This window comes from Ferrimicrobium sp. (genome assembly GCA_022690815.1).
Classification (GTDB): domain Bacteria; phylum Actinomycetota; class Acidimicrobiia; order Acidimicrobiales; family Acidimicrobiaceae; genus Ferrimicrobium.
Window position 1 is genome coordinate 1 of sequence record JALCZJ010000008.1, and the last position, 26413, is coordinate 26413.

Genomic DNA, 26413 nt, shown 5'->3' on the forward strand with positions numbered 1-26413 from the left:
CAACGCAAGTTGGACCTAGGAGGTGGTCAAGCATCGACTTGGGCTCGTTCTGTCCCTGTGGAGAGGGCAGAACACTCACAGGCGGCTGGAGAGCGACAACACAAGAGGTGCAGGTAAATGTAGATGTATTTTGGAGCGGGTGCCCCAAAAGCGGCGACACCTGCGCCGACGGCGAGTCCGCCGGAGCTGAGGAGGCAGCAGCGTGAACCCCGTGCGCGCCGATACCGCGACGACCTACCCGGTGTGTCGGAACCCGTTCGGGCGTCTCGGGCGCCAGCGCTCCTGCTCGAGCGTGTGCCGGCAGACAGCTCGGCGATCCAAGCGAGTCGCCCCAGCCGAGCCGGTCGTCTCGCGCTCCGAGGTCGTCTACGCCTGCCCGAGCTGCGAGGCCTGCTACCTCGGAGAGCAAAGATGCGAGGCCTGCAACACGTGGTGTCGCAGGTTCGGGCCGGGCGCGGAGTGCCCGTGCTGCGGGAAGCCGGTCTCGATTGTCGACCTGTTGAGCCCCGACCAACTCGCCCCGACCATGCCTGCCACGACAAAGCTGAGGAGGTGACCAGCCGAAGTTGATGCCGCCTCAAAAATCTCATCCACAACTCTTGACCATTTCTCCCGCTCAGAGTACTCTGGCACCTGTGCGTGTCTCCAAATCCAGCATCCATATCGAGGCATCTCGCGAGACGGTGTGGTCAGTCGTCACCGAGCCCACCTACGTTAAGCAGTGGCAGTACGGCAGCCACCTGCAGACCGACTGGAGCGTCGGCTCCCAGATCCGCTTCATCAGCGAGTGGCAGGGCCAGACTTTCGAGCAGTGGGGTACCGTCCTCCACGTCGACGCCCCGAACCGCCTCGCCTATTCGCTGTTCGCTCCCCGGCCCGATCTGGAGGACAAGCCGGAGAACTACTTCACGATGACCTACATCCTCGATGGCGACGAAGGTGCCACCACCACCTTGACGATCCTCCAAGAGGATCCACGGCCCGGAGCGGACGACACCGGTGAGGAGGAGGACAACCCGGTGTTGGCGGCACTGAAGACCCTCGCCGAATCAGTCGGGAAGTAGACAACACTTGAGTCGGGCGTCCTCTTCTCGATCATCTGCAGCGGCAACCTTCGTAACCAGAAAGAGAGGCGACGTGCCTCCAAGGACAACTACACCGTGGAGTACGCGTAGCTCATCGCCACGGATCGGGCCACGTCAGCTTCAAACAACCATGGAGTTCTGGGCACCAGCCTCATGCTCCGCCGATCAGATAGCGTTCCTCTACTCCAGGAGTACTGCACCCGAGTTTTCAAGGAGAGTGGCTGAACCAGCCTGGGGTGGGAACCACCGTTGAACCGACAAGCAGGCAAACCGAGTCATAGATACGCACGAACGATCAACCGCGATAACCCAGAACACCACGCCTGCACTGGATTCATCTGGTGGGGCTACCTGGACTCGAACCAGGGACCTCAGCATTATCAGTGCTGCGCTCTAACCAACTGAGCTATAGCCCCAGAGACATCCACTTTAACAGCCCCATGACCGTTAGCGAGCCGATCTCGCGGCTCGGGTACAACTTTGTTGATTCGATAGCCGTTGGGGCTACTTGGCGGGGATGCCTGCGGAGACGATACCTCCGCCACCGCCATCTCCACCCGTCCCAGACGAGCCGCCACCGGTCTGATCCCCAGAGTTCGATGGCAGACTTGTGGTTGAGGTGGAACCACTGTTCGTACTCGGATTCGTGGTTGAATTCAGCCCAAATCCTGGAACGCTCGGACTAACGGTTGAGGTGCCGAGGATCTTCGAACAGAACTGTGGCACCGTCAACCCCTGATTTAGCGCACTTTCGGCTAGGCGCATAAATTTTGTCGACTTCTGCAGCTTACGGAGCGCTTCCGTGGAGCTCTTTGACACCGCCTGCGCTTGGCTGGAGGCGTCTTGGTAGGAGACGCACAGTCCACGGTAACTTGCGGGTACCGCGGAACCCGTCAAACCTGGGGCTATCGTGGCTCCCTGTCCTTGGTTGTTGCCGTCACGGTTACCATTGCCTTGTTTGCTTGTTCCACCCCCACTGACAGCCGTAGAAGTCTGGCCCGACGCTGGGGTATTCGAGCCGGTAGTCGAGGAGCTGGAGGCCTTTGATCCTGTACCTGTCGACCTGGCACTCTTTGAATCTCTTGACCCGCTTGTTGGTTGCGCTTTTGTCGGCGTGGCGGCTTGTCTTCGCACCACGTGGGTGGTCGGGTGCTCCAAGGTATGCGTTAAGGCGACCGTAAACCCACCACCGACCACGACAAAGGCTGCAGCTGCCGCCACAATTTTCAGTGGAGTGAATCGAGACAGTACCCGTTGCCGTTGTGCCTGGCGGCCCAGAATCTCCCGCCTAAACGCCGCAACGTCGACATCCTCTCTGGCGAGCTCTGCGGCGGTCGGTGCGGACCGAGCGGTGCGAATGACTTTAGCGAGTCGACCTGTTCCCAAGGGGTCGCCACCCCCCAAAATGCTCTCGATTTCGTCTGGGTCCACCAGTCTTACACTCCTTGCTCCAACAGGTATAACGCAAGTCCTACCCTGTATGTTACGCTTTATCCTCGAGACTTTCGGCTATTTTGACCAGTGCCCGATGTTGAATGACACGTACCGAGGCTTCTGTCTTACCGACAAGTATCCCGACCTCCTTCGCACTCAGTCCACCGAGGACTCGCAACAGCACAATCTCCGCCTGTTCCTCAGTAAGTCCCTCCACCAGAGCAGCGACCGCCTCATCAATCTCGAGTTGGGCCGACGAGGTTGCCAAAGTCTGATCCTCGACGTCTAACTCGGTGGTTACCTGTGGTCGCACCGCCTGCCGCCGGTAGAGATCAATCATTCGACGCCGGGCTGTTGCGAATATCCATGCACGGAAGGCGACTTCATCACCGACAAACGTCGGTAGGCCTTTCACAATGGTTACCCACACCTCTGACGCAACGTCCTCCGCGTCCCCAGCGAGCCGGGTACGCAAGAATCGCAGGAGGTTGGAGTGGTAGGCACGGTACAAAGCACGGAAGGCGATCTCGTCACCACGTTGGGCCCGATGAAGAATCTCTGGAAAGTCTTCAACTCCAAACTGACTCACTGGACTCCTCGACACCATCGCGGGCACAAAGCCTCTGCTTCGCATCCTGGAACGACTCTACCGGGCTACTCCACGGCACGCGCCCGCTTTGTGTAATCATGCGTCCTCGGCCTCTAGCGACCCCAAACATACGCAATGCCTGCAAGGACGAGCCAAGGTCGCGATCTCACTCATCGGTGATGGAGGGATGAAGATACCGATCTGCCATGCCGCGATATCAATATTCGTTGACGTCTCTGGGCGCGGGCATCAACAACGCCTCAATATCCCATGGATGGTTGGTTGGTCCAAAACAAGCATTTCTAGGCTGGGCTCGCTTCAAAGTAAATGGGAGTTGCCGTGGCGTTTGTTATCGAAATTGTCCTCCTTGTGGTAGTCCTTGGCCTCATCTGGAGATACCTTGGTTCCTACCTCACCGCCGTTTTCGAGGGGAGGGTTCACTTCCTCGACTGGATCGAGAAGCCTTTACTCTGTCTACTCGGTATTAAACCTGGAGCGGAGCAGAGTTGGCGCCGTTACCTGAGGTCATTGCTGACCTTCTCCTTCGTCTCACTCATCATCACGTATCTTCTGTTAGTACTCCAGGGACATTTACCATTGAATCCCCAGCATCTCGCCGATGTCACACCTGCCCTAGCTTTTAACACAGCAGTCTCATTCCTCACCAACACCAACTGGCAAAACTATGCCGGCGGTACGACGATGTCCTACCTTTCACAGATGGTGGCACTTGCGACCCAGAACTTCGTATCGGCCGCGGTGGGTCTCGCTGTGGCAATCGCGGTGATTCGCGGCTTCGCTCGCAAGCGCTCGAACACCCTCGGAAACTTCTGGATCGATACAATACGGGGTATTTTCTACGTACTTCTGCCTATCTCGATTGTGATGACACTCGTCTTTGTCTGGCAGGGTTCCCCGCAGACGCTCCTTGGCCCCATCCACATCCACGACGCCTTAAACAGCTTCCACCAAACGATCCTACGCGGACCGGTTGCATCCCAGGAGGTAATCAAGCAGCTCGGCACCAACGGTGGTGGCTTCTTCAATGCCAACGCGGCACACCCATATGAGAACCCGACCGGCTTAACTAATTTCCTTGAGATCGTCCTCATTCTCTGCATCCCAGTCGCGCTGACCTATACCTTCGGCAAAATGGTTGGCAACATCAAGGAAGGAGTCGCCGTCCTTATGGTGATGGTTATCCTCTTTGCCGGAACCTTTGCCTTCACCCTAGCTGCAGAAAAGGGTGGCAATCCTGCGATACGAGCAGCGGGTATCACTGGCACCCGTGGGAACATGGTTGGCAAGGAGTCACGCTTTGGCGTCGACAACTCTGTGCTCTTCAACGTAACCTCTACCCAAACCTCGACCGGCTCGGTTGATTCGTCCAATGACTCCTATACCCCGATCGGTGGACTCGGAATGATGGCAGGCATGATGTACGGAGAGGTCTCACCAGGCGGTATTGGAAGTGGGATGTACACCATACTCATCTTCGCAATCCTCACGGTCTTTATCGCTGGATTGATGGTGGGAAGAACCCCTGAGTATGTTCGAAAGAAAATCCAACGAACGGAGATAATTTGGGCTTCCATTGGAGTACTCGTCATGCCCATAACCGTTTTGGTTCTTACCGCCATTACGGTCGCTATTCCAGACGGACGAGCCGCTGTACTCAACCATGGACCTCATGGCTTCTCTGAGATCCTCTACGCCTTTACTTCGCAAGCTAATAACAATGGGTCAGCTTTCGCAGGACTCTCAACCAATACAGCCTATTTCAACATTACCGGGGCTATCGCCATGCTCATCGGCCGCTTTGGCGTCATTGTGCCGGTCATGGCGCTGGCGGGATCGCTTGGCGCCAAGGAGGAGGTGCCAGTTACTGCCGGCACCTTCTTAACCGCTACACCGATGTTCACTGGTCTACTCGTTGGTATCATCCTGCTGGTTGGAGCCCTCAACTTCTTCCCAGCGGTAGCTCTTGGTCCAGTCGCCGAAGCAGTTCTTCACGGGAGGTTCTTCTCATGACCGCAGGTACTCGCACAAAGGGGGTCGCAGGGTCTAAGTCGCTCTTTGACACCGAAATTCTCTCTACCGCCATCAAGGCCTCTTTTGTGAAACTTGACCCGCGGGTGCAGGTTCGCAATCCAGTGATGTTCGTCGTCTACATTGGCACCATCGTCACGCTTGTGGCCTCGATCATCCACTCGTCACTGTTCTCATGGATGGTTACTGTTGTGCTCGCCTTCACCGTTTTGTTCGCCAACTTTGCCGAGGCGATGGCCGAAGGGCGAGGGAAGGCTCAGGCTGACACCCTGCGAAGAACCCGTACCGAGACCGAGGCCCGTCGACTCAAGAACGACGGGGACGAAGAGCTTGTGGCGGCGAATCAACTCTTAGCCGGCGACCTTGTCGTCTGCGAGGCAAGCGACATCATCCCCTCCGATGGCGAAATCGTAGAGGGTGTTGCGTCGGTGGATGAGTCGGCGATCACCGGCGAATCCGCGCCGGTGATTCGCGAAGCAGGCGGTGATCGCTCCTCTGTCACCGGTGGAACTCAGGTGCTATCCGACCGGATTGTGATCAAGATCACCGCGACGCCGGGAAACTCGTTTCTCGATCGAATGATATCCCTTGTTGAGGGGGCCGACCGAAAGAAGACTCCGAACGAAGTCGCGCTCTCGATTCTGCTGATCGCCTTGACAGTGATCTTCGTCCCGGTCGTGGTGAGCCTCGAGTATTTTGCCCACTTTGCCCACACAGGAATTGCTATCGTCACACTCGTCGCACTACTGGTCTGCCTGATCCCGACCACCATCGGCGCACTCCTCTCCGCCATCGGCATCGCTGGAATGGATCGCATGGTTCAAAAGAATGTGCTCGCCATGTCAGGCAGAGCGGTCGAAGCAGCTGGCGATGTGTCGACGCTGCTACTCGACAAGACGGGAACCATCACTTTTGGCAACCGGATGGCGTCTCGGTTCCTCCCTGTTGGAGGCACCACTGCCGAGGAGATGGCACGAGTTGCTCGTCTTGCATCATTGGCAGATGAGACGCCAGAGGGTCGCTCGATCGTCGTCCTTGCCAAGAACGAGTACGGAATTCGCGACAACGACGCCACTGGCTACGAGTTTGTACCGTTTTCAGCCACGACCAGGATGTCAGGCGTCGACATCGGTGACAGCCAAATCCGAAAGGGGGCGACCGAGGCCGTCAAACGGTGGGTTCTCGAGCAAGGCGGTGAGGTGCCCATAGAGATCGACAACATCACCAAAGAGGTCGCGAATGCAGGCTCTACGCCACTCGTGGTTGCCAAAGACAAACAGGTGCTAGGGGTTGTTGAACTCAAAGACGTCGTCAAGCCCGGCATCAAGGAGCGATTTGCGGAGTTACGCCGAATGGGTATTCGTACCGTGATGATCACCGGTGATAACCCGCTGACCGCTGCTGCCATCGCCTCTGAGGCTGGGGTTGACGACTATCTCGCCGAGGCTACGCCGGAGCGAAAACTCGAGCTCATCAAAGAGGAACAGGAGGGTGGCAAGCTCGTTGCCATGACGGGAGACGGGACCAACGACGCCCCAGCGCTTGCCCAAGCCGATGTTGGTGTCGCGATGAACTCAGGTACCGTCGCCGCCAAGGAGGCTGGCAACATGGTGGATCTCGACTCCAGTCCAACCAAGCTGATCGAGATCGTCGAGGTAGGCAAACAGCTTCTCATCACCCGAGGGGCTCTCACCACCTTCTCGATCGCCAACGACCTGGCCAAGTACTTTGCGATCATTCCCGCACTTTTCATTACCGCCTATCCGCAACTCAAGGTGCTCAATGTCATGGGTCTCCACTCCCCCATCACCGCAATTCTCTCGGCGGTCATCTTCAACGCACTCATCATTATCGTCTTAATTCCTCTGGCATTGCGTGGGGTCAAATTCAGACCAGCCGCTGCCGGGGAGATTATCAGACGCAACGTATTCATCTATGGGGTTGGCGGGGTGATCCTACCCTTCATCGGGATCAAACTCATCGACATCATCTTGACCGTAACGAGGTTGTACTAATGCTGACGCAGATTCGCCGCTCGATTGTCTTGGCCATCTTCTTTGCCGTCGTCCTTGGACTCGGCTACCCATTGCTAGAGACTGGCCTCGCCAATGTCTTCTTTCCAAGCCAGGCTCAGGGTTCGATCACCGCCTATGGCTCGACTGAGATCGGCCAGCATTGGACCGGAACACGGTGGTTTCATGGTCGTCCCGACACCGACAACGACACCGTCACCGGAGGCACCAATCTCGGTCCACGATCGAAGCAACTCCTGGACAATACCAAATCGCTCGTGGCCTTTTGGCACACACACGGTGTCGACCCCACCCAGGAGCTCGTCACCACCTCAGGCAGCGAAGTGGACCCAGACATCTCACCACGAAGCGCTTTGGTTCAAATTCCGATGATCACCCGGTCAACTGGCGTTGGGGCCCAACAACTGAGGCACTTGATACAGGCGCAAACCGTCGGTCCTCAATACGGGATCTTTGGCGACCGATACGTCAACGTTCTCAAACTCAATGAAGCACTCGCGTTGATCGAGAAACACTGACAACGATGATCCCTCAATGAGCAGGTCGTTGCTGCACCACAACGTGACTGCCCGCAACGCTCCTCCCCTGCAACGATCGGCTCATCACTTAGCAACGGGTTCCTGGAACGACGCCCGGGCGCCGATCGTGCCGATCACTGCCATCCTTGGTCAGCACGAGCCATCCCTACAGGACAGGATCTGTCGGGCGAGTCCGCATTCAGTTATCGTCCATGTCGGACACCCCCGGATCGTAGTCCCGAATACCGATCACATGCACATCGATACCCATGGGGCCAACCTTTCGAAGTACTTGGTTCACGATCGAACCTTTGAGAAGCTCTTCTCGTCTCGATCGCTTCGAGGCGCCAAGAACAATCTGGGTGATTTGGTGCTCGAAGGCCGTCTCTACCATGATGTCTACGATCTTCGTTCCGTGTTTTTCCAGGAAGATCACACCAAGGTCGTGGCTCAACTTTCTGAGCGATTCAATCTCACAAGCTTGGTGTTCGGAGATATCTGTGTCTGGCGTGATGAGCAACGACCGCAAGTCCGCCTTGGAGCGAAGCGCCATCCGCGCAGCCCTACGCAACACCCTGGGTGTCTCCGGTGAAAGACTCAGCCCAACAAGGTATCGCTCCCTGGTCTCGAAAACTTTTTTTCCATGCCTACTAGCAAACGATGCGATCAGTTCTTCGTCGGTCTCATCGGCGACGTAGCGGAGCGCCAGTTCACGGAGCGCTGTGAGGTTTTGGGTTGTGAAGAAGTTGTCCAAGGCGGCCTGGATTTTTGGTTGGGGATAGATGTTGCCGTGCAGCATTCTTCGTCGCAACTGTTGAGGGGAGGAGTCGATCAGTTCGAGCTGATCAGCTTGGCGGACCACCCAATCTGGCACTCGCTCAGCGATCCTGACACCGAGCATCTCCTCGACAGCTCCAGCGATGCTTTCGATGTGTTGGACATTCAGGGTCGCAATCACATCAATGCCGGCACCCAGGAGATCCAACACGTCCTCGTAGCGCTTCTCGTGGGGTCCAGAGCCCGGAATGTTGGTGTGAGCGAGTTCATCGACCAACACAACCTCGGGGTGACGCGCCAGCACCGCAGCGGTGTCCATCTCGGCGAACTGATGACCTTGGTAGTCGACGACCTTCTGAGTTATTACCGGTATCTCACGGATCAACTCTTGGGTGTGAGCACGACCGTGGGTCTCCACAAGGCCGATCACGACGTCAGTACCTCGTTGCAATCGACGCCAGCCCTCGTCCAACATCGCACAGGTCTTACCCACACCGGCCATCGCACCCAGGTAAATTCGAAAGCGACCCGCCGCCTCGACATCACCGCCAAACGACGAATCGAGCCCGCCGTTAGTTCCTTTGGTACCAGCAGCCGACGTCATGGATCCCTATACTAGGGGACGGTGGGAGCAGTGATGCGCACAGCTAGATTACGAGCAAGCCGATCATCGGCTTTTGGGGCTGGACTCAGCGTCATCCTCATTGGGATATTTTCAATCGCTCTCATCCCTTTGCGCGCCCATATACCACCAGCCTCCATCGCTCTCATCCTTGTGGTTCCATTGGTTGCGAGCATCGCTGCTGGAGGTATTGCTGCCGGTGTTGTCGCCACCATTCTCGGTTTTGGTGCTTATGACCTATTCTTTATTCCCCCGTACAACACGCTAGCGGTAGGTACCGCATCGAACTGGATCCCGTTGGCGGTTTACGTCCTCGTAGGGTTCGTCACCGTGCTGATCGACCGACGCTTTCGACTCCAACGCGAACGCGCGATCTACCATGCACAGATTCTCGAACGACTCGCTGCCTTACCTGCGGCGTTGATCAGCGAGCATGAGGTTGAAGAGATTTGGCAAACCACCACTGAACAGATCGCTAGGCTTGTCGACCTACAAGGAGCGATGGTGTTGCGAGCGGACAACCAGCTGCTTCGGCCAGCCAATGTTGTTGGCGACCCACAGCTGGGGTCCGCGATCGCCGCTGCCTTTGTCGGCACCAATGGAGTGGCAAAGATCGGTGAGGCTAGGGTTGAAGGATTCTGTGTTCGTTCATTCGCACTCACAACTCCAGCAAATAATTTCGGGTTGCTCATCGTCTGGAACGATCACTTTCCCGCGGTGTTGGTGCGAGCGCTCGAGGTTGCTGCGAGCCAAATCTCGGCCGCACTCGAACGGACCCAACTCCAAGAGACCCGCATCAAACTCAACACCCTGCAACAGATCGATGGCTGGCGTGCCTCACTCTTGCGGACCGTCTCTCATGATCTATTGACACCCCTCGCAGGAATCAAAACAGCGACCACCACGCTGGCCGACTTTGGGGATCAGCTCGAGGAGATCGAACAAGACCAGCTCTTTGAGACTATGTTGAGTCAAATCGATCGCTCTATCCAACTGGTCGGTGATCTCTTGAACGTCACGCGAATCGAGGCTGGCGCCTTTGAACTACAGTATCAAGAGGTTGACCTTGTATCGGTGGTGAGACAGGTGGCAACTGGTATCGACTTTCTCTCGGTTGGATCAAGACTCGACCTCGTGTTTTCCGAAGGCCTATCACCAATCAAGGCTGACCCTGGTTTATTGCGCGAGGTAATCTGGAATCTTCTCGACAACGCCGTGCGTCACTCCCCCATAGGTGCACCGGTACAGGTGATTCTCGAGACCAACTCGGACACGGCTAGCATCCAGGTGCGTGACTCAGGACAACTCGAAGGGGGTGCCGATGAGCTGCAACTCTTCGACTGGTTCCATGCCGTTGGCAACAGTGGTCGAAGCGGCCTTGGTTTGGCGATCGCCCGCTCCTTTGTTGAGGCTCATCACGGGCGGTTGACCGTCTCGCCAAGCCCAGTCGGGACAATCTTTACCGTGGAATTACCATTATCGCAATGAGTTCGATACTCATCATCGACGACGATCCAGCCCTGTCCCGCGTACTTCGGATCGGCTTGACGGCGGCCGGCTACGATGTGACCGTCGAGCTTAGAGGTCTCGACGGACTCGCGCGCGTCATCCAAGATCGCCCTGATCTCTTGGTGGTCGACCTAGGTCTACCCGATGTCGATGGCGTCGGGCTCGTGGCTGAGCTGCGCCGTTACCACAAAAAAGGACTCGTCGTTCTCTCCGCCGCAGGCGACGAACAAACCAAAATCAAGGCCCTTGACCGCGGAGCTGACGATTACGTGACCAAACCCTTTGGCCTCGGCGAGTTCGAGGCTCGGCTCCGCGCTCTGGAACGCAGGATAGAGCCGTTGACCCCAACGCAATCACTACTGGAAGCTGCACCCAACCTGACAATCGATCTGGCAAGGCGCGTTGTTCTTTGCGTAGACCAAGGAGAGATCCGTCTAACACCGCGCGAGTTCGACCTGCTCCGCTTTCTCGTGCAAAATCGTAATCGGCTCTGCACCCACCAACTGCTCCTCACCAACGTCTGGGGACCCGGATACGATGATCCCCACCATGTTCGCGTTTACGTTAACCGCCTACGACGCAAACTTGGACCCGCGAGTCAGTACCTTCGCTCCCGGGCAAGTATGGGTTACATCTGGGACGATGGCAAGCCCTAACGCTATGGTGAACGTGCGCAATTGTCGAACGCTGCTAAGACACAACGACGCCAACAGCACTGTCGGTTTACCAACCCTAACCCGTGCCGATTACCCGTCATGCTGGTTTAGCGTCTCCCTGGCAATACCGAGATGAAGCCAGGTATGAAAACTGTAGGTGCCTTGCCGGTACGCTTCATTTGCGCTCGCAATCCGAATGCAGCGTCGCTTCCGATCGTCACGACTGTGCCGCATGAGCCGTGGTACTGTCCTTGGGAAACTGGTATTACTTGGCGACAGCCAACGAACCCTTACGTGCCGCATCCGTGAGGAGCGTAAGATTGGACAATCCCGGAAGGCGAGAGAACTTGCGGTCAACGCGTTCGGCTGCCATAAGCCCATCCTCATCAGAGAACAGGTAGTGTGCCATGTGAGAGACTTCGCTGTCTGGTACAACACCACTGCCAACCGGAGCCCAAAACTTTGTCAAGGCAAAGCGAGCAAGACGTTGTGCGCGTCGATTGCCCTCTAGTCGCCGACGAGCCTCACGTTCATAGAAATCGAGATGACGACCCTCCTGTTTCATGATTCGGCGAACCAATTCACTCAACACTGGGTGCTCGGCCTTGGTAATCATGCGTGAGTACGCAGCCTGCGCCGTCAGTTCGTTGATCGCTCCCCAGCACATCTGAATCGCCACAAAATCATCAGCGATAAGCGAACCGATGTTGAAGGTCAACAGGCGGATCTCGTCCAGCCATTTGCGCTCCCGTCGAAGACTCTGTGCCGAGGCCTTCGCTCCGGGCTCCTGGTGCAATTCGAGCACCTTCCCAAGCATTTCACCATGCCAAAACTCCTCGTAGTTCCAACAGGCGAGGAAAGCGGTCACATCGGGGTCCCGATGTGCACTCGTCGCGAGAATTTCCCGGAGATAGCAGATCGTGTGGCTCTCGACGTCGCACATATACCGGAGACACCGGAGTATCTCTGGTGCAAGTGGCTTCGTCACAAAGGCATCGAAGTCGATTCCTTCGATATCTACTCGAGCCGATCGACCGATGATTGAACGACTGGATACTGCCATAGTAGTTCTTCGCTCCCCAACACTAAGCCGGATGTCATCAGCACCTGGTGATGCCTACCGAGGTTACATCACACCATACCTGACCGCTGAGCCCATCTTATCTTGTACGATTCCATCAACCGTAACGGATGCATTGACAGCTTGAATGCGTCGCTGATGTGATCGTCCTTCGATGTCAATGGTAGCCAGCGGCAGCCCTCAGACTACAGCCTCTAGTAGGATCCCCCGAATCGAATCAAGCTCTTCATGGGTGACATCAAGACCAAGAAGCCAAGCCTCAATCGATCCGGATCGCGCTCGAAGGTTCGAGAGCAAGCGAAGAATAGTTTGAGGATTAGCCGTGAAGAGGATTGAGGGGACGTCATTCATGACCGCTCGTTCTTCGGGGTGCTGTTGAGCTAATCGGTCCATCCACTCCTGTGTCGCTCGATCAGTCAGTTGATAATCGCTGGCTATCGTCGCATCAGGAACACCAAGCATCGCCAAGAGGAGCGCGCTGAGAACCCCAGTCCTATCCTTTCCAGCAACGCAATGGAAAACGAGTGGATAGCGTTGCGGGCAGGCAAAGATGTGAAAGGCTTGAGCGATCGCGCTCGATCCCCTGTCGAGTAGGTACTGATATCTCGAATCCAGATACGCTTGATCGTCGACACCAACTCCACGCACTCCGATGACGTCTTCGACCAGGGGTAGGTGATAGTAGTCAACCTGATGAGGGTAACGATCGACAGGAAAGTAACCACGGCGCTTAACCTCTTCGTCACTGCGAAGATCGATCACGGTTCGAAGGCCAAGAGGGGTCAGACGCGCAATATCGTCACGAGCGAGTTGCGCTAGATCATCCGATCGATAAATCATCGCTTGACGCAGTCTCTGTCCGTTTTGGGTGCGGTAACCGCCCAGGTCCCGAAAGTTCAGAGGCCCATCAAGCGGTACTCGTGGATCGGATGGTTGTGCGCTCCTCACAAGGCCTATCCTTGGGGAATCTGTTCTTCCGACTCGGTATCTTGCACGACACCGACAGACGAGATCACCTCAGAGCCTTGCAGGGTCATCAGTTTCACACCGGTCGCGATCTTGCCTTGCGCCGAGATCGATTTCGCTCGAACTCGAATGGTTTGTCCGTTCGAACTTACGATGATGAGTTGTTCATCACGAGAGACGAATTCAGCAGCAACCAAATGACCTTTCTGTGGTGTGAGCTTCATGCCATGGACACCGGCGCCGCCTCGTCGCTGGGTCGAAAAGAATCGCGGACTGATGCGCTTACCGTAGCCAAGTGAGGTCACGAGCACGACTTCTTGGTCGTCGTCGAGCATATCACCGCCGATTACCCGGTCGTTGGGCCGAAGACGCATCGCCTTCACGCCAGCAGTAGCTCGTCCAGTAGAGCGCACGTCATCGATAGAGAACCGGATCACCATTCCATCCTTGGAAAAGATCATGGCCTCCCGGCCAGCTTGCGCGGTTGCGACCTTGACCAGCCGATCCCCTTCCCGCAAGTCAATCGCGATAAGGCCGTCGCGACGAGAGCGGGCGTACTCCGGCATTGGGGTGCGCTTAATCATCCCCTCTTCGGTGATGAAGACGAGGTCGGTCTCTTCGGGGAAGTCCTTGGTCCCCATAACCGCCGCGATCGTCTCACCCTCTTGCAAGGGGATCAGATTGACCATCGCGGTACCCCGAGCACTTCGCTCCAGTCTCGGCAATTCGTATCCACGCAGTTGGTAGACCTTACCACGAGACGAGAAGATCAGAATCTTTGACAGCATTGATGAGGGGATGAGGTGGCTAATGCCATCCTCCTCCTTGACCTTGGCCCCGACGACACCACGACCTCCACGATTCTGTGCTCGAAACGACGCATCTGGCACCGCTTTGATATATCCCGAACGAGAGATCATCACCACGAGACTCTCGTCCTCGATCAGATCCTCGGCTGAGAACTCACCAGGGTCAATGACGAACTGTGAGCGCCTTGGTTGCTCGTAGGGCCGTGAGGCCTCGATCAGTTCTTCCTTGACGATGCTATCGAGCCTGACTCGATCGGCCAAGATCGCCTCGAGCTCAGCGATCGAAAGGTGCAACTGCGCCGACTCCTCCTCTAATTCGGATCGACCAAGACGGGTCAATCGGCCCAGCGTCATGTCGAGGATGTGATTCGCCTGGAGTTCCGAGAAGTCGAACGGGGAGGCCATCAGCGCTTCTCGAGCCTCGCGTCGATCAGCCGACTCGCGAATGGCACGGATGACAGCATCGAGCTGGTCGATGCATCGGAGCAATCCATCAACAATGTGGAGGCGCTCTTGCGCTTTGCGTAAACGATACTCAGAGCGTCGAGTAACGACCTCTCGCTGGTGCTCGATGTAGACCTGGATGGCCTGCAACAAGTTGAGTGTTCGAGGGACGCCATCGACGATCGCCAGCATGTTGATGGCAAAACTCGACTGCAATGGTGTCAGTTTGTAGAGGTTGTTGAGTACGACATTCGCATTTGCGTCGCGCTTAAGCTCGATCACGAATCGACTCTCGCGACCCGATGAGTAGTTCTGCACATCCGATATACCATCGATGAGCTTGTCTTCGACGAGCTTCTTGATGCGCTCAGCGATCTGCTCGAACGATGTCTGAAACGGGATGTCTGTGACTACGATCTGCGAACGGTTCTTAATCTCTTCGATCTCCGCAACGGCACGCAATCGTACCGATCCTCGACCGGTTCGATAGGCGGCGACGATTCCCTCTCGACCAAGGATCTGGCCACCCGTTGGAAAGTCGGGCCCTGGGACGATCGAGAGAAGATCATCGACCACGGCCTCTGGGTGATCGATCACATACACCACGGCCTTGACGACCTCAGCAAGGTTGTGCGATGGTATCTGGGTCGCCATCCCAACGGCGATTCCTTGAGACCCATTGACGAGGAGATTCGGAAATCTCGCCGGCAACACCGATGGCTCCACCGACTGCGAGTCATAGTTGGGAATGAAGTCGACCGTCTCTTCATCGATACTGGCCAGCATCTCTAGCGCAATCGGAGCCAACCGGCACTCGGTGTAACGAGAAGCGGCTGGCCCTGTGGATGGATCAGGAGCCCCAAAATTGCCGTGTCCATCGATCAAGGGGTGGAGTAAGGAAAAGTCCTGTACCATCCTGGCGAGTGCATCATAGATTGCCGCATCACCATGTGGGTGAAACTTCCCCATCACGTCACCGACAACCTTGGCACACTTGACGTGTGGTCGATCCGGCCGATAGCCGTTATCGAACATCGAGTAGAGAATTCGCCGGTGGACCGGCTTGAGTCCATCTCGTGCATCCGGTAACGCTCGTGAGATAATCACCGACATCGAGTACTCAAGGAAGGAGCGTTCCATCTCCTCCTGGAGCTCGACGAGCTGGACCTGTGATGACTCTACACCTTCTGAATCTTCTGGCATACTGCTCCCTAAAAGTCTAAGAACCGCACATCGTCAGCGTTCTCCTGGATGAAACGCCGGCGCAACTCAACATCATCACCCATGAGCACTGAACACACTTCATCGGCAATACTCGCCTGCTCGACCGTGACCTTAAGCAGTGAACGGTGTTCACGTGCCATTGTCGTCACATTCAACTCGTCGAAGTCCATCTCGCCTAGACCTTTGAGGCGGAGGAATGGTTGTTTGTGATTTGGTCTCCCTGTGAGAAACAGTTGACGCTCCACCTCGTTCTTGATGTAGGTCTTCTCGGTTCCAATCAGCGTCGAGTACAGGGGTGGTTGCGCAGCATACACCATCCCCTCCTCCACCAAGGGCCGCATCTGCCGAAAGAAGAAGGTGAGCAAGAGTGTCCGAATGTGTGATCCGTCAGGGTCTGCATCAGCGAGAATAATGATTTTGTGATATCGAGCCTTCTTGATATCGAACTCGTCACCGACCCCTGCACCGATGGCTGCGATTAGTGACTGAATCTCCTGATTACCGAGCATCTTGTCAACACGGGCACGCTCAACGTTGAGAATCTTTCCGCGAATCGGAAGGATTGCCTGCGTCTTTGGATCTCTTCCTTTAATAGCTGTACCACCAGCTGAATTACCTTCAACGATGAACAACTCCGACTCCTTTGGATCCTTTGAGGTGCAGTCCGTCAGCTTCCCGGGCAGTCCGGCCCCCTCGAGTCCTGACTTTCGCCGTGTCAGATCGCGCGCTTGTCTGGCTGCTGCTCGAGCCCGTGCAGCGAGAATGGCCTTCTGGACGATGGCGCCAGCCTCTCGCGGGTTCTCCTCGAACCACTCCGCCATCTTCTCGTTGGTAACCTTCTCAACCATCGAACGAATCGATACGTTGCCGAGTTTTGTCTTGGTCTGACCCTCAAACTGAGGATTAGTGAGTCGAACTGAAACGATGGCAGTAACACCCTCGCGAATGTCTTCGCCAGCCAGATTGTCTTCTTTTTCTTTGAGGAGATTTTTCGCCCTGGCGTACTTGTTGACAACTTGCGTCAGAGCCTTTTTCAACCCCTCAGTATGGGTTCCGCCCTCTTCAGTCGAGATCCCGTTGGCATATGAGTGAATCGCCTCGTAATAACCGGTATTCCAGGAAAAGGCTACCTCCACCTCTTGCTCGTCCTCAGTCGCTGCGTAGTAACCAATCTTCTTAAAGAGCGGGTCTTTCGGAGTGTTGAGGTGGGAGACGAAGTCGACGATACCACCGTCGTACTTGAGTACGACATCGGCTGGATCCTTGCCAACGCGCTCGTCGCGAAAGCGCACCTCGACTCCCCTGTTCAAGAAGGCGATAATCTGCAGACGCTCGACGATACGGTGAGCCTGAAATTCCACTTCGTCGAAGATGGTGGCATCCGGCCAGAAGGTCACGGCGGTACCTCGCCGACCTCGTTTGGCTGGACCCATATCTTTGAGGGGAGCGGTTGGCCTACCTCCATCCGTAAACTCCATCTCAAAGTGACGACCATCGCGGTCAATTTCGAGGAGCAGTCGCGAAGACAACGCATTCACAACCGACACGCCCACCCCGTGCAAGCCCCCACTGACCTTGTAACCACTCGAACCGAACTTGCCACCGGCGTTGAGCTGCGTGAGCGCCACCTCAGCTGCAGACTTCGTTGGATCCGAGGGGTGTGCGTCTGTCGGAATACCCCGGCCATCATCGATGACTCGACAACCGCCATCCGCAAGAAGAGTTACATCGATCTTTGTGCACTGGCCAGCCATAGCCTCATCGACGGAGTTGTCAACTACCTCCCACACAAGGTGATGAAGGCCACTAGGTCCTGTCGACCCAATATACATGCCGGGACGCTTCCGCACATGCTCCAACCCCTCAAGGACGATTATATCCTTTGCCGTGTAGTCGGAGCTCGCCGTATCACTCACCCGATCACCTCACTCCTTCAGTCATGCACCACAGTCCATTCACGAACAATCGATCGAATTCAGTCTAATCGGTCAAGGTACTTCCTTGGTCTTTCCGGATGCAACAATGCGTAGCTCTCCCACCATACCTTCGGCCTCGAGTGCTAACTTCAGTTGCATCGCTCGTAACTTCACCGCTGGAATGATCTCTCGGTCTGTCACGACGACTATCCCTGATCTCTTGGTTGAGGTAACGTTAATCATGGGTGCAATATCTGGACCAAATAGCCGCTCTACTACACGATGAATGCAGACCTCTTTATCTTGATCAATGGACTCGATTCCGTCGACTAGATTAGCGATAATATTACGGAGTATCACCGGTTCTCGATGTTGAACATCAACATACCTATTGAGATACAATTCGCCCACCACTCACCTCAACTACAGACCATTCAATAGCTGAATCTGTAGCCTCTGTACTGGTAGCTATCGTCTGATATTGGCCAATCATTCTCACTAATCTCGCCGCCCTATCCCGATCGAACTCTGAGAAGACGTCATCAAGAATCAGGAGAGGAGACTCCTTGATCTCCTCCTTGATAAACTGGGCACTTCCAACCCGGAGCGCTATCGCGAGTGAGCGAACCTGACCTTGTGAAGCCGTCGACTTTGCTGGTAATCCGTTGAGTTCTATACTAAAATCATCTCGATGAAATCCTACACTTGTAGACCCTCTTCGAATATCATCTGATCGAGCTTCGATCAACTCTTTCAATGGATCATCTTTCCAACTTGGCTCGTATCGGAGATCTATTTTTTCATTAGTATTCGTTACTCCATTATTAAAATCCTGCACGGATGTACGTAATTTTCCCAAGAGTTCAGCTCGTGCTTCACTGATAACAATCGATGATCGTGCAAGTTCCTCATCAAACACATCCAGGGTTACAAAATCAATATTTGTCGAACGTATCAGATTTTGTCGCTGCTTTAATAGACGCGAAGCCCGGTTGATCATGCGCTGTATGAGAGGGTTGCAACGCACGAGGATACCATCGAGATACTCTCGTCTAACGCTTGGTAACCCTGTGATGATATCTCGATCCTCCGGAACAAAAGTGACAACAGGATATTGTGCATTCAATTGGGTCATTCGGACGTTTTGCTCATCGATCTGCATGCGCTCACGACGTAAAGGACTGGTAGTAATCACGATGCAATGCTCGACTCCATCGCGACGCTCTGCCCGAACAGCGGTTCTCCAGTACGGAGCTCCCTTCTGGAGCACCGTGCCGGTATCTGACGTTCGAAAGGACCGCCCGTTCAACCCGACGCACACGGCCTCTGCAAGACTCGTCTTTCCAGCCCCGTTTTGACCTACCAGGAGCGTTTTGTCACCGAACTCGAGCTCAGCTTCTCTGATGTTACGAAACCCCTCGAGCTGTAATGAACGGACCTTCACCAGCTACTTTTGCACGATAGGCATTAAAAGGTAGACAAAGGATCGCGAATCAGAGTTCGTGATGCAAGCTGCTCGATTGGATTCGAGAAACTCAAAGCGCACCACCTCTGACTCTACCGCATCGATACCCTCTGCCAAGAGATCCGGATCGAAGCTGATCGAGAATTCTTCGTCTGAGAAGTTGACGTCGATCACTTCATGAACTTGACCAATCTGCGGGATCTTGACGCTCAGCTCACATGAGGTACCGGTCATCGTCATTCGTAACATCGAAGAGTTTCTCGCCTCTCTCGCCATTCTACGCAACGTCCGTAAAGCTGACACCAACTGGGACCGATCTGCCAACATGACACGTGAATAGGAGACTTCAACGAGACGTCGGTAGTCACGGAAGGGTTCATCTATCAGTCGGGTGGCCAACGTGGTTGATCCGACGGAGAAGACGGCTTCACGAGCTCCAATCTTCACACTCAACAGCTGATCGGCACCTAACGTACCGAGAATGCGTTCGATCTCGCGGACCGCTCGGGTGGGGATAACTACCTCACCGGTCTCAGCCTCTCTCAACATATTGATACCCGCGATATCGCGAAGAGCGAGTCGAATGCCATCAGTGGCAACCAACCGCAGCCCTTCGAGCGACGAAGCGAACAACATGCCTGAGTAGATCAGGTCACGCGTATCGTCCTTGCTTGCAGCGATGGCCACCTGAGCGATACCGTTGGCCAACTCAGCCGACGGCACCGTAACCGACGGTAGATCTTCCACGCCAAGCGGTGGAACTTCAAACTCGTTGAGAAGGTTCAGCGATACCTCAGCACGACCTGAGCGAAACGAAACGATGGCTTCTTCCACCACAATCTCGACGCGATCACCTGGTAGCGATTTCATCAGGTCGACCGCCAACGCTGCTGGCGTGGTGAATCGAGTATCAGCTCCATCAACTGGAACAGTGGACCGTATTGAGAGATCGCTCTCGCGGCCCTCGACCTCGAGTAACCCTGCAACCACAGTCCACCGCAAGCCGGTGATCGACCCTCGTGAGCTCAATGCTCGGGATGCGTTGGTGAGAGCGTCGGCTAGAGGTGCGCGATCGCAGATGAAATGCACAGGTCATCCTTTCTTATAGGTATAGATCTAATAGTAGTAATAAGGGCTCTGGACTGTGGATGGTTGCGTAAAACTGCAGCTAAAGGGGCATATTGTTATTCACTGAGGGTGGATCAGTATCCACAGGGCTGGGGAGAATGCTAGTACTGATCGATGTACGGAGGGGTTTGACCCCATGAGGTGTTGATAACCGGTGTGCGGTCCACATGCTATCCACAGTCTTATGCACCTTACTTGGTTGGATCACGTAACAACTTGAAAAGTTGATCAACCTGCTCAAAGGTCTCAACTGATGTCTGCATCACACTTTGGACTTTCTGTACGGCGTGGATCACGGTGGTGTGGTCACGACCACCAAACTCTCGACCGATCTCTGGGTAGCTCAGCTCTGTCAGTTCTCGCATGATATACATCGCGATCTGGCGAGCCATGGCGATCGGGCGTTTTCGTGATTGAGCCAGGAGCTCAGTCGGTGTCGTGTTGAAGAAGTTTGCAGTGACGGTAATGATTTCTCGTGGATCTCGAGGTTTGAGTCGTTGCGAACTCGTGATGAGGTCAGAAAGGATCATTTGCGCCAGATCAAGGGTGACGGGTACTTGGTTGAGACTTGAATACGCCGAGAGTCGAGTGAGTGCACCTTCGAGTTCACGTATATTGTCGGTGATGTTGGTCGCGATGAGCTCGATCACAGAGGTATCCATCGAAAATCCGGAGTCCTCCGCTTTACGTTGCAGGATCGCGGATCGAGTCTCTAAGTCGGGAGGTTGGACATCGGTGATGAGTCCCATAGCGAATCGGCTTCTGAGCCGGGCTTCAAGAGTAGCGATGGCCTTTGGTGATCGGTCTGAGGTGAGCACGATCTGCTTCTGGGCGCCATAGAGGTAGTTGAAGGTATGAAAGAACTCCTCTTGAATCGCCTCCTTGTTCTGGAGGAATTGAATATCGTCAACTAAGAGAACATCGCATTCACGGTACCTGGCCTTAAAGTCAGAGGTTTTGTTACGTTGGATGGCGTCGACAAATTCGTTCAAGAAGGTCTCTGTTGAGACGTACTTAACATATTTGTCTCGGTAGTTTTGGCGAACATAGTTACCAATGGCGTGGAGCAGATGGGTCTTGCCGAGCCCGGCACCGCCATGGATGAAGAGTGGATTGTACGAGGCAGCAGGTGTCTCTGCCACCGCCAACGCGGCGGCGTGGGCAAACCGGTTTGATGATCCGATAACAAACGCTTCAAAGGTGTAGCGAGCATCGAAGCTGGTAGAGAGTCGCGACTTCGCGCTAGCTGGTCGGCTAGGGCCCAAATCGAAGCCAAACAAGTCAGCCTCCTCTGGACGCTTCTTGTCGGATGCGTTCGCGTCTGGCACCTCGGTCGCCCAGGTAATCTTCTCGTTGGCTCGAACCTGGATGCGGACAGGGACCGGATGACCGATAGCTTCAGAAAAGAGCGATCCGAGCACCTCCCGATACTTGGTCTCGAGGCGCTCCTTGGCGAGTGGGGATGGGGTAGCCAGAACCACCTCGTCGGTCGTGATGGTCACTGGCGTAATCGAGATAAACCAGGTCTTCCACGCTGCTTCACCAACGTGTTCGCGAAAACGCTCTGAGATGTTGGCCCATAGACCCTCGTGCTCAGACAAGTGGCCCTCCTCCCTTATCCACAGACTTGTCACCTTGTGGATATGAACCTGTGGAAAACTATTGCTGTCCAGAGTAACGAACCATCATAGAGGTATTTTGAGGCGCTGTTTGGCGGTTCTCTGATTTTCCTGTTGTAGGGCTGGCGACACGAACGAGCTGCGTTCATGAGACCTGAGACCTTGATCGTGACGTTGGGAGTAAAGACGCTATGCTATACGGGTTGAGTGGGCTGTTCCAGGTTGGACAGCGGTAAGGGAGTTATTGTGAAGAGAACGTTCCAGCCGAATAATCGGCGTCGGTCTAGGAAGCATGGGTTTCGGCATCGGATGGCGACAAGAGCCGGTCGTGCCATTATCAGGGCTCGCCGTAGTAAAGGAAGAGCGCGTCTTTCCGCGTAGCACTGGTGGAGTTCAAGTCGCTGCGCACACGGGAAGAGTTCGATCGTGTTTTTCGAGAGGGACGTCGGTGGCGTGGCGACTACGTAAATGTGGTTTTCGTGCGCAATGAAGGTGATCCTCTCGTTGATGAGGTGATGACAAAGATTGGCATCGCGGTGTCGAGACGCTATGGGAATGCGGTGCAGCGTAACACGTTCCGGCGTCGGTTACGAGAGGTTGTTCGCTCCAGTGGTTTGCCAAGCGGATCCTACTTTTTCAGTCCTCGTCGTGGATGGGATGAGACCACCTTTGCAGGTTTGAAAAGTGACATCACTAGGCTGTGTGTTGAAGGACTCGGCCACGGTTTGAAGAAGGTGACGAATGAGCGATAAGGAGCTCTCACCCCTAGGGGTCCTCTTGGTAAAACTTATCGAAGGTTACCAGGTTGTACGGCGCGGGAGACCATCTCCTTGCCGCTATACACCGAGCTGCTCCGAGTACGCTAAGGAGGCTATTGAGGAGCACGGCTCTATCACGGGAACGTGGTTGGGAGTGCGGAGGGTTCTTCGTTGTAATCCGTTCGGCTCAAGTGGATACGATCCCGTCCCTCCAGGGAAACATGTACCCAAGCATGGGAGAGAAGTAAGATAATGAACATACTCGGCGATATCCTCCGTCCGATCTATGACCTGTTAGCAGGCATCATCACGTTCTGGTACGCACTGGTGCCTAGTTATGGCATAGCGATCTCATTGCTGACGGTGACCGTGATGGTGGCCATTTCGCCGCTCACCATTAAGAGCACAAAGTCGATGCTCCAGATGCAAGCGATCCAGCCGAAGATCAAGGAGCTTCAGAAGCAGTTCAAGGGAGATCGCCAGGGGTTGGCCGAGGCCCAGCAGGCGCTCTTCAAGGAGAACAAAGTCTCGCCAGCTGGTGGCTGTCTCCCGATGCTCCTGCAGTTCCCGCTCCTGATCGTCATGTACGATGTCATTCGGGGACTGACCAACACCGTCAAGACGGCCCATGGAGTCGTAGCTTCGCCAAAGTACATCATTCACTCAAGTCTGCTGTATAAGCATTTGGTTATTGACCATGGGACTATGAAGTTCCTGGGAATCAACTTAGACTTGACCGCGCTCCACCTTCACCTGGGCTTCTTTGACTCGCTCCCGTATTACTTATTGGTCATCGTATCGGTCGCACTGCAGTACCTACAGATCAAGCAGATCACTGGAAAGAACCCAACAGCTGCGGCTGCGAACCCGATGGCCTCTAAAACCCAACAGATCTCCACCCTGGTGTTTGGTTTTATCTATCTCGACATCCCTGCAGGTGTAGTCGTTTACTTCCTCGTCTCCGGTATCTTTAGGGTGGTCCAGCAAGAGCTCATGTGGAGGCACGATCCCACATTGCGTTCCCACTCTGTGGAGGCGCGACGCAAGGCTGCCGATGCGAAGCAGAATCAGATCATTGAGGCTAAGGAGATTGTGCGCCGCCCATCGCCGTCAAAGAATTTGCTACGCCGTTTGCTCCCTGGGACCACCCCAGCCCTCTCAACGGACAACAATGCGAGCCCGCTGGACCCGCCGAAACCACGTCCGCCGCGAGACAATCGTTCAAATAAGAAGAAAAAGCGTCGCTAGTTCCCAGACTAGCTGATAACGGGTGACAAGGCCCACAAATAAAGACAAGGAGCTAACTGCTGCAATGGAGTGGATAGAGACCACTGGTAAAGATCTTGACGAGGCCAAGGAACTCGCACTGGAACACCTTGGTGTTGAGGAGAGCGATATTGAGTTCGAGGTTTTGGATGAGGGTCGAGCAAGTTTTCTTGGATTCGGCAAGAAGTCAGCCCGGATTCGGGCCCGCCTCCGACCGTCGTTTCCTAATCCGAAGCGGGAACGCAAGCCACGTCGGCCACGTACCACGACATCCGAGACCGACAATGAGAAAGCCGAGAAGCCAAAGACCGAGAGGTCACGATCTGAGAAGCCAAAGGAGCCAAGGAAAGTGGAGTCAGAGGAGAATAGCAGCTCAAAGGTCGAGCGCACCGAGGTTAGCCGAGTAGAGCTGGCCAATGCGGCTCAGGAGTTCCTGGCTGGACTCATGCACGAGTTTGGCTTGTCGGGTGAGGTAACAGTTACTCATCTCGACGAAGATTCGATGGAGTTAGAGATCAACGGAGAGGGACTTGGATCCCTCGTCGGTCCGCGCGGTAGCGTTCTAACCGCTGTGCAAGAGGTTACTCGCTCGGTCGTTCAGACTCGAGCTGGCGAGGGTGCCGGACGCGTAGGGGTTGATATCGCAGGGTATCGGATGAAGCGCCGAGAAGCGCTAGAGAAGTTCGCTCGCGACCAGGCTGAGAAGGTACGGCTGTCCGGCGAGAAGCTCGTTTTTGAAGAGATGATGGCTCCTGACCGCAAGATCATCCATGATACGGTGGCTGAGATTGACGGTGTGAGCACGCGATCCGAGGGTGAGGAGCCACATCGCTACGTCGTGATGTTCAAGGATGACTCATCTACCCAGGAAGTCGACAGTGACGGAGAGCCTGCAGCAATCGATTCGTAAGGCCCATGATTGGGGTTTCATCGGTGGAGACCTTGATCAACATCTGAAGCATTCGTCGGCCTTCGCTGATGCTCTGCAACACCTAGAGATGACGAGTCAATCTGGTGTCGACTTGGGTAGTGGCGGAGGCCTTCCTAGCCTCGTTCTTTTGGAGCGGTTCCCAGAACTGCGTTTGTGTCTCGTTGAAGTCATGGCTAAACGAGCGGCTTTCTTGCGCGATGCGGTCAGTGTTATGCAAGTCAGCGAGCGGGCCGATGTCGTTGTCCGCCGAGCTGAGGAGTTGGCTCATGACACTCGGTATCGCGAACAGTTCTCCTTTGTAACTGCTCGTAGTTTTGCTGGACCAGGAATCACAGCCGAGGTCGCAGCAGGCTATGTAGCCTTGGATGGTTTTGTGGTGGTGTCGGAGCCGCCTGACTCAGCCGGTGAACGCTGGTCGGCAGAGGGACTTGGTCGAATTGGTCTCGAGTTGGTTGAGATCAGACGGGATACCTTTGGTCTGGCCATTCTTAGAAAATTCAAGCATTGTGGTCCGCGTTACCCCCGCCTCGCTGGTAAGGCCTGGAAGCAACCATTGTTCTAGGCGCGCGCCTTTTTCGGCCGTCAGTACTTGGGCACTGAGCGGTCGCAACCGAGTTTACACTCGCTACCCTGTGACCCCTTTGCGTTCGATGGCTGATCCGTCGTGGATAGTGTACGAGACTGCTGATAGCGCTCAATTGATGGTTCTTTGGTTTAACACTCCCCCACTATTGGTTGTTGTGTCGTGCGAGGTCCCCATTGGGGCCAGGGGTGGCAAAAAGTTTCGATAGCAATGGTGGTCCCTTTGTTCTATCGACTGAATGAGTCGTCTTGGGTGTGAATGGTCGTCTATGGTTTACGATGGTTCCTTCGGCGTAGGATACATGTGGTCCCCGTGCTAGTCGAGTGGTGCCCGCTTCTGAGGTGTCAACGCTGGTTGTCATCAGAGTTGCTTGGGGAGTGGTGTGCTTGGGCCGCGAGTCATGGATCCATGTTCTCCCTTGCCCGCTGGCAGGAGGTGCCATAGTGGGTAGGAGGTCGAGTGGAGTTTGTCACCAAGCAAGACTTCGTCAAGCGCACACGGTTCATTTCACATATTCGCTTTGTGGTGGAGGAAGTGGCGTGGGAAGGATGAGTCTGTGACTCCACGGTGATCTCGTTGCGTTTGAAAGGTTGGAATCACTGTTGCGACCCTGACCGGACTGCTTGTGCTGAGACGCTGGAAGGTTTCGCGACAAGGGGCTCGTGGCGATTGTTCCGATTGAATGCTACCGGTTTGTTTGGGGAGGGCCCACTGGTACGGGTTCGTGCTGAGGAATTGTGTTGGTGATGTACGAGGGAAGCATTGCAGGAGCGTTGTTGTGCCACAAGCGATGTGTTCTCGTTGTGGGGGCTGAAGGTTACGGGTCGTATCTGCCCATGTAATTGTTCGGCAAGGCCTATCCAGTCCCATGGGTCCCCTATTCGTCCTGGCAGTCGATGTGGCTATGGAGCCCAACTGCATCGGTAGAGTTTCATTGGTCGCGTGCGGAAT

Annotated in this window: 21 protein-coding genes and 1 tRNA gene; 11 read left to right on the forward strand and 11 right to left on the reverse strand. The window is 55.2% G+C overall.

From position 1 onward, the window contains the following. Positions 1–635: 635 nt before the first annotated feature. Entirely contained in the window at positions 636–1064 is a 429-nt protein-coding gene (locus tag MP439_03715) for an SRPBCC domain-containing protein (protein ID MCI2975168.1), read from the forward strand. Positions 1065–1424: 360 nt separating this feature from the next. Here MP439_03715 and MP439_03720 read toward each other — a convergent pair. The 3 genes from MP439_03720 to MP439_03730 form a co-directional block, all read right to left on the reverse strand. Beyond that, a tRNA-Ile gene (locus tag MP439_03720) sits at positions 1425–1501 on the reverse strand. An 88-nt stretch (positions 1502–1589) separates the two neighbouring features. Next, positions 1590–2516: a hypothetical protein gene (locus MP439_03725; protein ID MCI2975169.1), complete on the reverse strand. Its 927-nt coding sequence runs from the start codon at positions 2514–2516 to the stop codon at positions 1590–1592. A gap of 52 nt (positions 2517–2568) precedes the next feature. Further along, the gene (locus MP439_03730) at positions 2569–3108 is read right to left on the reverse strand and encodes an RNA polymerase sigma factor (protein MCI2975170.1); all 540 of its coding nucleotides are present in this window, start codon (positions 3106–3108) and stop codon (positions 2569–2571) included. A gap of 339 nt (positions 3109–3447) precedes the next feature. Between MP439_03730 and kdpA the strand changes: the two genes are divergently transcribed. The 3 genes from kdpA to MP439_03745 are packed head-to-tail and all read left to right on the forward strand — an operon-like array spanning position 3448 to position 7708. Beyond that, on the forward strand, positions 3448–5139 hold the full coding sequence (gene kdpA, locus MP439_03735) for a potassium-transporting ATPase subunit KdpA (protein MCI2975171.1): 1692 nt from the start codon (positions 3448–3450) through the stop codon (positions 5137–5139). Further along, positions 5136–7172 carry a potassium-transporting ATPase subunit KdpB gene (gene kdpB, locus MP439_03740; GenBank protein ID MCI2975172.1) on the forward strand — a complete coding sequence of 679 codons (2037 nt, stop codon included), beginning with the start codon at positions 5136–5138 and terminating at the stop codon, positions 7170–7172. Before kdpA ends, kdpB begins: the two co-directional genes overlap by 4 nt. Then, entirely contained in the window at positions 7172–7708 is a 537-nt protein-coding gene (locus tag MP439_03745; protein MCI2975173.1) for a potassium-transporting ATPase subunit C, read from the forward strand. Before kdpB ends, MP439_03745 begins: the two co-directional genes overlap by 1 nt. Before the next feature lie 199 nt (positions 7709–7907). Here MP439_03745 and MP439_03750 read toward each other — a convergent pair whose 3' ends face one another. Further along, positions 7908–9089, reverse strand: coding sequence for a universal stress protein (locus MP439_03750; GenBank protein ID MCI2975174.1), 1182 nt, complete (start codon positions 9087–9089; stop codon positions 7908–7910). Between the two features lie 33 nt (positions 9090–9122). Here MP439_03750 and MP439_03755 point away from each other — a divergent pair, with 33 nt between their 5' ends. Both MP439_03755 and MP439_03760 read left to right on the forward strand, forming a co-directional pair. Beyond that, positions 9123–10595, forward strand: coding sequence for an ATP-binding protein (locus MP439_03755; GenBank protein MCI2975175.1), 1473 nt, complete (start codon positions 9123–9125; stop codon positions 10593–10595). After that, the gene (locus MP439_03760) at positions 10592–11272 is read left to right on the forward strand and encodes a response regulator transcription factor (protein ID MCI2975176.1); all 681 of its coding nucleotides are present in this window, start codon (positions 10592–10594) and stop codon (positions 11270–11272) included. Before MP439_03755 ends, MP439_03760 begins: the two co-directional genes overlap by 4 nt. Positions 11273–11537: 265 nt before the next feature. Here the strand turns inward: MP439_03760 and MP439_03765 are convergent, their stop codons facing one another. From MP439_03765 to dnaA, 7 genes are all read right to left on the reverse strand, one after another. Further along, positions 11538–12335 (reverse strand): ferritin-like domain-containing protein, encoded by a 798-nt coding sequence (locus MP439_03765; protein MCI2975177.1) that lies wholly within the window; start codon positions 12333–12335, stop codon positions 11538–11540. A gap of 198 nt (positions 12336–12533) precedes the next feature. Continuing rightward, positions 12534–13301, reverse strand: a complete 768-nt coding sequence (locus MP439_03770; protein MCI2975178.1) for a tyrosine-protein phosphatase — start codon at positions 13299–13301, stop codon at positions 12534–12536. 5 nt (positions 13302–13306) lie between these two features. Next, positions 13307–15775: a DNA gyrase subunit A gene (gene gyrA / locus MP439_03775; protein MCI2975179.1), complete on the reverse strand. Its 2469-nt coding sequence runs from the start codon at positions 15773–15775 to the stop codon at positions 13307–13309. Positions 15776–15783: 8 nt separating this feature from the next. Beyond that, complete coding sequence (locus tag MP439_03780; GenBank protein MCI2975180.1) at positions 15784–17712, reverse strand: DNA gyrase subunit B; 1929 nt, start codon at positions 17710–17712, stop codon at positions 15784–15786. A 388-nt stretch (positions 17713–18100) separates the two neighbouring features. Further along, positions 18101–19156: a DNA replication and repair protein RecF gene (gene recF, locus MP439_03785; GenBank protein MCI2975181.1), complete on the reverse strand. Its 1056-nt coding sequence runs from the start codon at positions 19154–19156 to the stop codon at positions 18101–18103. Between the two features lie 3 nt (positions 19157–19159). Next, positions 19160–20266 (reverse strand): DNA polymerase III subunit beta, encoded by a 1107-nt coding sequence (gene dnaN / locus MP439_03790; GenBank protein MCI2975182.1) that lies wholly within the window; start codon positions 20264–20266, stop codon positions 19160–19162. A gap of 230 nt (positions 20267–20496) precedes the next feature. Then, positions 20497–21906 carry a chromosomal replication initiator protein DnaA gene (dnaA, locus tag MP439_03795; protein MCI2975183.1) on the reverse strand — a complete coding sequence of 470 codons (1410 nt, stop codon included), beginning with the start codon at positions 21904–21906 and terminating at the stop codon, positions 20497–20499. Positions 21907–22170: 264 nt separating this feature from the next. Here dnaA and rpmH point away from each other — a divergent pair, with 264 nt between their 5' ends. The 5 genes from rpmH to MP439_03820 all read left to right on the forward strand — a co-directional run bounded on the left by rpmH (position 22171) and on the right by MP439_03820 (position 25441). Next, the gene (rpmH, locus tag MP439_03800) at positions 22171–22305 is read left to right on the forward strand and encodes a 50S ribosomal protein L34 (protein MCI2975184.1); all 135 of its coding nucleotides are present in this window, start codon (positions 22171–22173) and stop codon (positions 22303–22305) included. Positions 22306–22310: 5 nt separating this feature from the next. Next, positions 22311–22676 carry a ribonuclease P protein component gene (gene rnpA, locus MP439_03805; GenBank protein MCI2975185.1) on the forward strand — a complete coding sequence of 122 codons (366 nt, stop codon included), beginning with the start codon at positions 22311–22313 and terminating at the stop codon, positions 22674–22676. Positions 22677–22934: 258 nt separating this feature from the next. Continuing rightward, positions 22935–23930, forward strand: coding sequence for a YidC/Oxa1 family membrane protein insertase (locus MP439_03810; GenBank protein ID MCI2975186.1), 996 nt, complete (start codon positions 22935–22937; stop codon positions 23928–23930). Between the two features lie 64 nt (positions 23931–23994). Then, a complete protein-coding gene (locus MP439_03815; protein MCI2975187.1) occupies positions 23995–24858 on the forward strand; it encodes a Jag N-terminal domain-containing protein in 864 nt (287 codons plus the stop codon). Continuing rightward, positions 24827–25441 (forward strand): class I SAM-dependent methyltransferase, encoded by a 615-nt coding sequence (locus MP439_03820; GenBank protein MCI2975188.1) that lies wholly within the window; start codon positions 24827–24829, stop codon positions 25439–25441. Before MP439_03815 ends, MP439_03820 begins: the two co-directional genes overlap by 32 nt. The last annotated feature ends 972 nt before the right edge of the window (positions 25442–26413 follow it).